The organism is Rhizobium sp. PEPV16, from assembly GCF_008919455.1.
Taxonomy (GTDB): Bacteria; Pseudomonadota; Alphaproteobacteria; order Rhizobiales; family Rhizobiaceae; genus Rhizobium; species Rhizobium leguminosarum_Q.
Genome location: NZ_VSZV01000317.1, coordinates 37,748 through 46,102, shown reverse-complemented (window position 1 = coordinate 46,102; position 8,355 = coordinate 37,748). Strand labels below are relative to the sequence as shown.

Here is an 8,355-nt window from a genome sequence, read left to right as displayed (position 1 = left end):
CCCCAGGGTTTCAACGCAAAGTAGGTGCCGAACGCAAAAACGGCCCGGGAAGGGCCGGGCCGTCTCGATTGGCGATATGTTGGCTGAGCGAGCGTCTATTCGCCCTCTTTCCATAGCGCATGAAAATGCTGCACTGGGCCGTGGCCGGAACCGACGGTGAGGCGTCCGGCAGCCGCGACCGCGCCGGCGAGGTAATCCTTGGCGATGGCGACGGCCTCCCGCGCCGAGGCGCCCTTGGCGAGCTCGGCCGCCAGCGCGCTGGAGAGCGTGCAGCCGGTGCCGTGGGTATTCTTGGTCGGCACGCGCCGGGCTTCGAACCAGTGCAGGCCGGCGGCAGTGGCAAGCACGTCAGGGCTCTCGTCGCTGTCGAGATGTCCGCCCTTGACCAGCACCGCGGCCGGACTAAGCGCCAGCAGGCGCTCGGCCTGTTCCGCCATCTCAGCACGGTTTGTCGCCACCGGCTGGTGCAGCAGGGCGGCGGCTTCGGGCAGGTTCGGGGTCAGCAGTGTGGCAAGCGGAAGCAGCCGGCGGGTGAGCACGTCAACCGCTTCAGGCGCGAGCAGGGCGGCTCCACCCTTGGCGATCATGACAGGGTCGATAACGATCGGAATGTCGCGGTGGTCAGACAGCGCACCGACAACGGCATCGGCGATGCCGGCATTGGCGATCATGCCGATCTTGACCGCATCGACGCGGACATCGGCAAAGACGGCATTGATTTGGTCGGCGACGAATTGCGGCGGCACCAGGTGCACGCCGCTGACGCCTTGCGTGTTCTGCGCCGTCAGCGCGGTCAGCACCGCCATGCCATAGACGCCGCGGGCGGAAAAGGCCTTGAGATCGGCCTGGATGCCGGCGCCGCCGGAGGGATCGGAACCGGCGATGGAGAGAACATTGCGGATCATGCGCGGACCTTTCGAATTTCTGCAGCGATACGGCGCGTAGCGGCTTCCGGATCGGGCGTGCCGCAGATGGCGGAGACGACGGCAAGCCCACTGGCGCCTGCGGCAAACACTTGGGCGACATGATCGGCCTTGAGCCCGCCGATCGCGACCGATGGCACCGGCGAGGCCTTTACCAGCATTGCAAGTCCGTCAAAGCCGATCGGCTGCTTGTGATCGGCCTTGGTCGGTGTCGCAAATACCGGGCCGACGCCGGTGTAATCGACGAGATCAGGATCGACGGCGCCGGCAAGCGCCTCGCTCTCGACAGACAGGCCAAGGATCATCTCAGGGCCGATCATCGCCCTCGCTCTCATCGCATCCATGTCCTCCTGGCCGATATGCAGGCCGTCGGCGCCGATGGCGATTGCCGCCTCGACGTCATCGTTGACAATGAGCAGGGCGCCGGTCCCATCCAGCGCCTGTTTCAAGGCGCGGCCGGTCTCGATCATCCTGATGGTGCCGGCATGTTTGTCACGCAACTGCACCATGGTCGCACCGCCGGCAACGGCAAGGCGCGCGGTTTCGACCATGCCGATCTCCGCGCAGAGATCGGGGTCGAGGACGAGATAGAGCGAAAGGTCGAAAGCCTTCATGCGGCTGATATCCTTGCCCTGGCGTCAAGCATTTCGGCGTCGAGCGCGGCCAGCGCATCGAGAAAACGCCAGGAGAAGGAGCCAGGCCCGGCCGCACCAAGGGCGGCTTCCTCACCGGCGATGGCGAAGGTTGAAAGTGCGGCGACCGTCGCGCCGAAGATATCCTCAGGCGCCGTCGCGGCAAAGGCGCCGACGAGGCAGGTGAGCGAGCAGCCGAGCGCGGTGACTTGCGGCATCAAGGCCGATCCGCCTTCGATGCGCACGGCCCGCTCGCCGTCGGTGACGAAATCCACCGCACCGGTAACGGCAACGACCGCCCGCTGCCGCTCAGCCAGCCATCGCGCCGAACCTTCCGCCTGCTCGACCGGATCGCGGCTGTCGACTCCCTGGCCGCGGCTTTCTCCGCCGGCAAGCGCGATGATCTCGGAAGCGTTGCCACGGATGATGGTCGGTCGCAGGGCGAGCAGTTCGGCGACCGCATTGCGGCGGAAAGCCGTCGCATAATGGGCGACCGGATCGAGCACCCAGGGTTTGCCGGCGGATGTCGCCGCTTTCGCAGCCGCCTGCATGCCGTCTACCCACTGCGTCGACAGCGTGCCGATATTGATGGTCAGCGCACTTGCGATCCCGGCGAATTCGCCGGCTTCTTCCGCCGCATGCACCATGGCGGGCGAGGCGCCAGCGGCGAGCAGAACATTGGCGGCGATATTCATGGCGACGTAATTGGTGATGCACTGAACGAGCGGCGGCTTTTCGCGCATCGCCTTCAGCATCGCTCCTGGTGTGGTCCTGGTCTGCATATGGCCCCTTTCAGGCGGGGGCGGGCACGGGGCGGTTCGTGCGGACGGTGCCGCGGCCCCGAGCGACTCCCTCCGCCGGCATTATCCGGTTCAGGTTCGAAGGGTGCTTCTCAGCCCGTCTGTCGACGAACGCCCCTGTCTCTCATCGCGCTCTTTTCGCAGAGAACGGGACTGATGTCATCCCGAAAATGACAATTCCACGACCAACGCCGCCGCGTCTCTTTTACGAAAGGCGATCAGCCGACGATCTTTGCCAACAGCCGTCCGACATCCTCGTTGTCGACATTGTTATGGGCATCCGACGCCGCCGTCTTGATGATGTACTTGTCCGCCAGGAAGGTGTTGACCTTGCCGGCCTGCGGCGTGAACACGGCATCCGCATCGTCCTCGACGGCCTGTCCCGCCTTCAGGTGCTGCGGACCGTTCGCCCCCATCGCCCCGAACTCGTCGTTGGCATCGCCGATGCTCTTGGCGATATCGCGCGATAGGCGCGACGCCAGCGCATAGGCGAGCGTGCAGGCGAGATCGTTGTGGGTGTGGGTGATGCAGATCGGGCCGGTCGGCTTGCCCACGACATCGGGAAAGGCGCCGGCAAGGCCCGGCTTGATCTCCTTGGCGAAGCCATTGTGCGAGAAGGCCCCCTGCAGCAGGGTGAGCGAGAAGAATTCCAGCTTCGGGACCGGCGCCAGCCCGTTTGCCGCCGCCGCGACCAGCCGGGCGCCGAAGCTGTGGCCGACGAGATGCAGGCGAATTGGCTGCTGCAGCACGAGCTTCGACAGCACGCTTTTCGTCAACGCCTCGCCGACGATGCCGGCGCGCTTCTTCATTTCGTAATAGGTCAGCTGGTTCAAAAACCGCGCCACCGCCGCTCTCGGGCCGGAGATCAGGCCCGAGACGACGTCGCCAAGCCCTTGAGCCTTGCCGACGGAGCTTTCGAGGTTGAATGTCGGCGCCGCGATGAGAGCTTCCATCAGCATTTTGGCGCTGGTGGCATCGTCGGTGGCGAGCGCAATCGGCGCTGAATCCGCTTTGAGTTCGGAGTCCGTTCCCGGAGAACCGAGTGCTTCGTTGCCGTTCTTGACGAGGAAAAACGACGTCGTTTCATCGAGCGTCTTCGCTGCCGCCCGCGCCTTTTCGGCCGTTGCGGCGCCATCCGGCCCGAAGAGATCCTCGAAATCCTTCAGCACGTTTTTGAAGGCCGCATCGTCAAGATCCTCAGGGCCTGCCACCGTTCCATCTGCCGCCAGGGTCCCACCGCCGCCTGGCGTCACCAGCGTCTGTTCGTCGAAATCGGTGCGATAGGCCTTGGCGGGCCAGACGACGCCGGCGACGACGGTGTGGCTCGCCTTGTCGGGCGCAAGCTTCTTGCGGGCGTTCGCCCACAGCGTTCCGTAGAGCTTGAGGGCATCGTCCTTGGTATTCTTCCAGCCATGCGACATGACCACCAGATCGGTCGTTCCGGGCTGGTTGAGCAACGCCGCGAGACTTGTCGTCGTCGCGGGATCGATCGCGCCATTCTTGTCGAATTCGAGCCATAGGAATGGCGAGGGTCCAAGCGTGTCCATATGTCCTCCTTACACAGCCTGTAGCGTTCGCATCAGATCGAGCAGGCCGGCGCCCTGAAACTCCGGCCGCCGCTTGAGATCGGTCGCGGCGCCGATGAAGATCTCCTTGACGCGTTCCGGGTGGCCGAGAAATTCACGCCGAACCGAGAGAAACGCGGCGATCGCGCCGGAGACATGCGGCGTCGCCATGCTCGTTCCGGTATCCTCCCGGAACGGCGCTTCGCCTGACTTGGCACCGTTGTAGAGCGCGCATGAGATGATGCGCTCGCCGGGTGCGACGAGATCGGGCTTCATGCGCCCATCCGCGGTCGGTCCCTTGGAGGAAAAATAGGAGACGCCGTAGGTATGCGGCATGTCGCGATGCGTCGAGCCGACAGTGATGGCGAGCGCTGCGTTGCCGGGATCCATGATCGTGCCGCTATGGGCGGCGCGCTCCGGCGCGCCTGAGAACTGCGTCACCGTACCGTAGCCGGCATTGCCGGCCGCGACCACGACGCAGACGCCCGAACGCACCAGCCTGTCGACCTCGACGCAGAGCGGGCTTTGCCCTGCCGCGAACCAGACCGGATCGAACGGATAGCCAAGGCTGAGATTGATGCCGTGGATCTTGATGTTGCGCCCGTAGTCGTTCGAGCGCTGGACATAGCCGATCGCAGCCAGCAGATTGCTGAGCTTGCCCTGCTTCTCATTGGCCAGCACTTTCAGGCTCAACAGCTTGCAGTGCGGTGCCATGCCGGTGATGACGCCGTCATGAGCATCCTTGACGGTTGATTTGGTCCCATCCTCGTTGCGCACCTCCGATTTCACGCAGATATTCCTGATCGCGTCCGTTTTCGGTTCGTCCAGCACCGATGTGCGGCCGGCGATGATGCCGGCAACATGGGTTCCATGGCCGGCACTATCGATCAGCGCCGCAGCCGACGCCACGGCCGGGTCCGGATTGTCGGCCGTGAAATCCCGATGAAAGAGGCCGTCCGGCAGATCGAGCGTTCTCAGTGTTTTGAAATGCGGATGTGTCCCGTCAATGCCGGTATCGGCCACTGCCCAGACAATGCCTTTTCCGCTGGCTGCGAAGGATGCATGCGCCGCATCGCATTTGATTGTCCTGACGGATTCATAGACGCAGCGTTTGATCTCGTGATCGCACCAGATCTTGTAGACGAGTGGTGTCTTTTTATTCTTGCTGCCGCTTTTGGTTTCACCCTTATTCTTGTCGTCATCCTTTTTGGGCATTGTCCAGCTCGAAAGCCGGTCAATGGCTTCCCGGGTCAGGGTCGCGAAGGCGTAGCTGTCGGTCCAGAGGGATTTGGCGGCAATCCTGCTTCCATTCGAAAAGATCTGCGAGAGGTCCAGTTTGCTGTCCTCCGAGACCGCAGGCATGCCGAGCGGCGGGGACATGCCGAAACGCCACAGGTTGTTGCTCTCGTCAGTCGCCCCAATCCTGTTGAGGTACAACAGGAATGCTTCGAACAAGAGTTGCCGCGCCGCCGTGCCGCCGCCCGGAAAGTCGCGGTTAAATTCGATGATGACATCGAATTGCTTCGCCTTGCCAATCCCCTTGGGGGGATCCGTCTTGCCCTTCATGAACGACGAGAGATCGCCCCCAATCCGCGTCTTGACGAGGTTTTCTTGAATGTTGCTCTCGGATTTTCTCCGAGGCCGTGCTGGCTGCTGCGCTCTCGCCATGCGGTTCTCCTCCCTCTTCGGAAAGAATAACAGCGACAACCATAGGTGCAATATATTTCTGAAATGCAGCTCTATATTTACTAAATATCCGAATGACTTTAAAATCGCCGATCTACACTCGCTCCGGCAATGCGCTCATGCATGAACCCCTTTCACGCGGTAGACCTCCGGATCGGGAATCGGGACCGCGGCGATCAGCGCCCGGGTATAATCATCCCCAGGGTTTTCGAATATCTCTCGCCGCGTGCCGGTTTCGATGATGCGGCCGGCGCGCATGACGGCGACGTTGTGCGACATGCGCTCGACCACCGCCATGTCGTGGGAGATGAAGAGATAGGCAAGCCCCATCGTTTCCTGCAGTTCGAGCAGCAGGTCGAGCACGCGGGCGCGGACAGAGACGTCAAGGGCTGCGACGCTTTCGTCGGCGACAATCAGCTTTGGCTCCAGCGCCAAGGCCCGGGCGATGCAGATGCGCTGGCGCTGGCCGCCTGAAAACTCGTGCGGATAGCGCGTCGCCGCATCAGGCGTCAGGCCGACCCGGCGCAGCAGTTCGGCGACGCGGTCCTGCCGTTCACTCTGGTTGCCGATGCCGTGGATGACCATCGGTTCGCCGATCGCCTTGCCGACGGCCATGCGCGGGTCAAGCGAGGCATAGGGATCCTGAAAGATCATCTGCGCCGAGCGGCGCACGGGCCGCATCTCGCGCTGGCTGAGGCCGGCGATATTGCAGCCGTCGATCAGGACATTGCCCTTGAAGGGGATGAGGCCGAGGACAGCCTTGCCCGTCGTCGATTTGCCCGAGCCGCTTTCGCCGACGAGGCCGAGCGTTTCGCCCGGCAGGATATCGAAGGAAACGCCTTCGACGGCTGCGACCGGCGGCTTGCCCTTGAAAAACCGGCTTGCGGCACTGCCATAGGTGACGGTCAGATCGCGCACGTTCAGCACCGGCGTGCGGTCCGGATGCAGCGTCTCGACCGCGCGTTGGGTGATGCGCGGCGGACGGTCGGTGCCGGCAAGCGCGCCGAGCCGCGGGACGGCGGCGAGCAATTGCTGCGTATAGGCCTCCTTCGGCCGCTGGAAGATGGCGAGCGCCGTTCCCTGCTCGACGATCCTGCCATTCTGCATGATGACGACGCGGTCGGCCATTTCGGCGACGACGCCCATGTCGTGAGTGATGAGGATGATCGAGGCGCCGAATTCGCGCTTCAACTCACGCATCAGCTTGAGGATTTGCGCCTGCACGGTGACGTCGAGCGCCGTCGTCGGCTCGTCGGCGATCAGCACCTTCGGCCGGCAGGAGAGCGCCATGGCGATCATCACCCGCTGGCGCATGCCGCCGGAAAGCTCGTGCGGATATTGCTTCAGCCGCCGGGCCGGCTCGGTGATCTGGACGGCATCGAGCATCTTCAGCGCCACCGCCTCGGCATTGTCGCTGCCCTGGTGCGCGCGGATTGCTTCGGTCAGCTGGTTGCCGACCGACATGACCGGGTTCAGCGAGGTCATCGGTTCCTGGAACACCATGGCGATATCGCCGCCACGGACGCCGCGCATCGCCCGGTCGGAAAGCGTGAGCAGGTCGCGCTCACCGAGCATGATGCTGCCGGAGGCGACCTTCAGCGAGGCCTTCGGCAAGAGCCCCATGATCGACAGCGAGGTGACCGACTTGCCGGAGCCGGATTCACCGGCGATGCAGAGCGTTTCGCCGCTTGCAAGCTCGAAGCTGACGTCCTCGAGCACTGGCTTGCGGCCTTCGGGCGTGCGGGCATCGACGCTCAGCTTGCGAAGGCTGAGCACCGGTGCTGCGGCGGGCATGGCTTCGTTCACGCGAACACGATCCTCGGGAAGTAGAAGGAAACCACCCAGTTCGGCTGGTCGACGATCTCGCTGATCCGGAGATCGCCGCAGACCGAGCAGAGCAAATAGGCATCGATGGCGCTCATGCCGTGTTCGGCGCCGAGAAGATCGATCATGCGCATGACGCTTTCACGCGCCCCGGTCATCAGATCAGGGCCGATGCCTGTCGTGACCTCGTAGCCGGCGCCGTCGAGATGGCGGGTCACCGGTTCGGTGGTGGTGAAGCGCGGCGTTTGCAGCCTGGCGTCCTTGACGAGCTCGATCGTCGCTTCGACGTTCATCTGGCTTTCGATCGCCGTGCCGCAGACTTCGCCATCGCCCTGGGCGGCATGGGTATCTCCGATCGAAAACAGCGCGCCGTCGACCTCGACGGGCAGATAGAGCGTCACCCCCGCCGTCAGGTCGCGGATATCCATGTTGCCGCCGACGCGACGCGGGGGAACGACGGAGTGGGTGCCGGGCTCGGCGGGTGCGACGCCGATCGTGCCGGCGAAGGGCTTCAGTGGCACGCGACCGCCCGGACCGTAAAGGGCGGGCACCATGCTGTTGGCGTCATAGGACCAGACGTGCAGTGCCGGATCCTTGAACTGGTCGGCAAGCAGGCCGAAGCCTGGAATATTCGCCGTCCAGCCGACACCCGAGGGAATGAACTTGCGCAGAGTCACCTTCAGCGCATCGCCGGGCTTGGCGCCTTCGATATAGACTGGGCCGGAGACCGGGTTGATCTTGCCGAAATCGAGCGCGTTCAGCGTTTCCAGGGTGGCGTCGCTTCCGAGCTGGCCACCGGATGAATCCATGCATTCGAAGTGGATCGTCTCGCCGGGCTTGGCGACGACCGCGGGGGTGAAATCCTTGTTCCAGCCGAAATTATGCTGGGCGCGGTGGATGGTGTGGGTGCAGGCGATGCACATGT

At 63.8% G+C, this 8,355-nt stretch carries 7 protein-coding genes and 1 riboswitch; all 7 genes read right to left on the bottom strand.

Annotated features, from left to right (window positions below):
* Positions 1-95: 95 nt before the first annotated feature.
* Positions 96-905 carry a bifunctional hydroxymethylpyrimidine kinase/phosphomethylpyrimidine kinase gene (gene thiD / locus FY112_RS19765; RefSeq protein ID WP_151519095.1) on the bottom strand — a complete coding sequence of 270 codons (810 nt, stop codon included), beginning with the start codon at positions 903-905 and terminating at the stop codon, positions 96-98.
* Positions 902-1,537 carry a thiamine phosphate synthase gene (gene thiE / locus FY112_RS19760; RefSeq protein ID WP_151519094.1) on the bottom strand — a complete coding sequence of 212 codons (636 nt, stop codon included), beginning with the start codon at positions 1,535-1,537 and terminating at the stop codon, positions 902-904. The genes thiD and thiE overlap by 4 nt, the downstream gene beginning before the upstream one ends.
* Positions 1,534-2,337, bottom strand: a complete 804-nt coding sequence (gene thiM / locus FY112_RS19755; protein ID WP_151519093.1) for a hydroxyethylthiazole kinase — start codon at positions 2,335-2,337, stop codon at positions 1,534-1,536. Before thiM ends, thiE begins: the two co-directional genes overlap by 4 nt.
* 50 nt (positions 2,338-2,387) lie before the next feature.
* A riboswitch (TPP riboswitch) is annotated at positions 2,388-2,484 on the bottom strand.
* Positions 2,485-2,573: 89 nt separating this feature from the next.
* Positions 2,574-3,902 carry a hypothetical protein gene (locus FY112_RS19750; protein WP_151519092.1) on the bottom strand — a complete coding sequence of 443 codons (1,329 nt, stop codon included), beginning with the start codon at positions 3,900-3,902 and terminating at the stop codon, positions 2,574-2,576.
* A 9-nt stretch (positions 3,903-3,911) separates the two neighbouring features.
* Positions 3,912-5,588: a S8 family peptidase gene (locus FY112_RS19745; protein ID WP_151519091.1), complete on the bottom strand. Its 1,677-nt coding sequence runs from the start codon at positions 5,586-5,588 to the stop codon at positions 3,912-3,914.
* Between the two features lie 135 nt (positions 5,589-5,723).
* Positions 5,724-7,412, bottom strand: a complete 1,689-nt coding sequence (locus tag FY112_RS19740) for an ABC transporter ATP-binding protein (RefSeq protein WP_151519090.1) — start codon at positions 7,410-7,412, stop codon at positions 5,724-5,726.
* Positions 7,409-8,353, bottom strand: coding sequence for an acetamidase/formamidase family protein (locus FY112_RS19735; RefSeq protein WP_094088635.1), 945 nt, complete (start codon positions 8,351-8,353; stop codon positions 7,409-7,411). The genes FY112_RS19740 and FY112_RS19735 overlap by 4 nt, the downstream gene beginning before the upstream one ends.
* Positions 8,354-8,355: the final 2 nt, after the last annotated feature.

What these genes read in the sequence shown, in the direction of transcription:
- thiD (WP_151519095.1), bottom strand. Translation starts at nt 905, where the DNA reads ATGATCCGCAATGTTCTCTCCATCGCCGGTTCCGATCCCTCCGGCGGC.
- thiE (WP_151519094.1), bottom strand. Translation starts at nt 1,537, where the DNA reads ATGAAGGCTTTCGACCTTTCGCTCTATCTCGTCCTCGACCCCGATCTC.
- thiM (WP_151519093.1), bottom strand. Translation starts at nt 2,337, where the DNA reads ATGCAGACCAGGACCACACCAGGAGCGATGCTGAAGGCGATGCGCGAA.
- FY112_RS19750 (WP_151519092.1), bottom strand. Translation starts at nt 3,902, where the DNA reads ATGGACACGCTTGGACCCTCGCCATTCCTATGGCTCGAATTCGACAAG.
- FY112_RS19745 (WP_151519091.1), bottom strand. Translation starts at nt 5,588, where the DNA reads ATGGCGAGAGCGCAGCAGCCAGCACGGCCTCGGAGAAAATCCGAGAGC.
- FY112_RS19735 (WP_094088635.1), bottom strand. Translation starts at nt 8,353, where the DNA reads ATGTGCATCGCCTGCACCCACACCATCCACCGCGCCCAGCATAATTTC.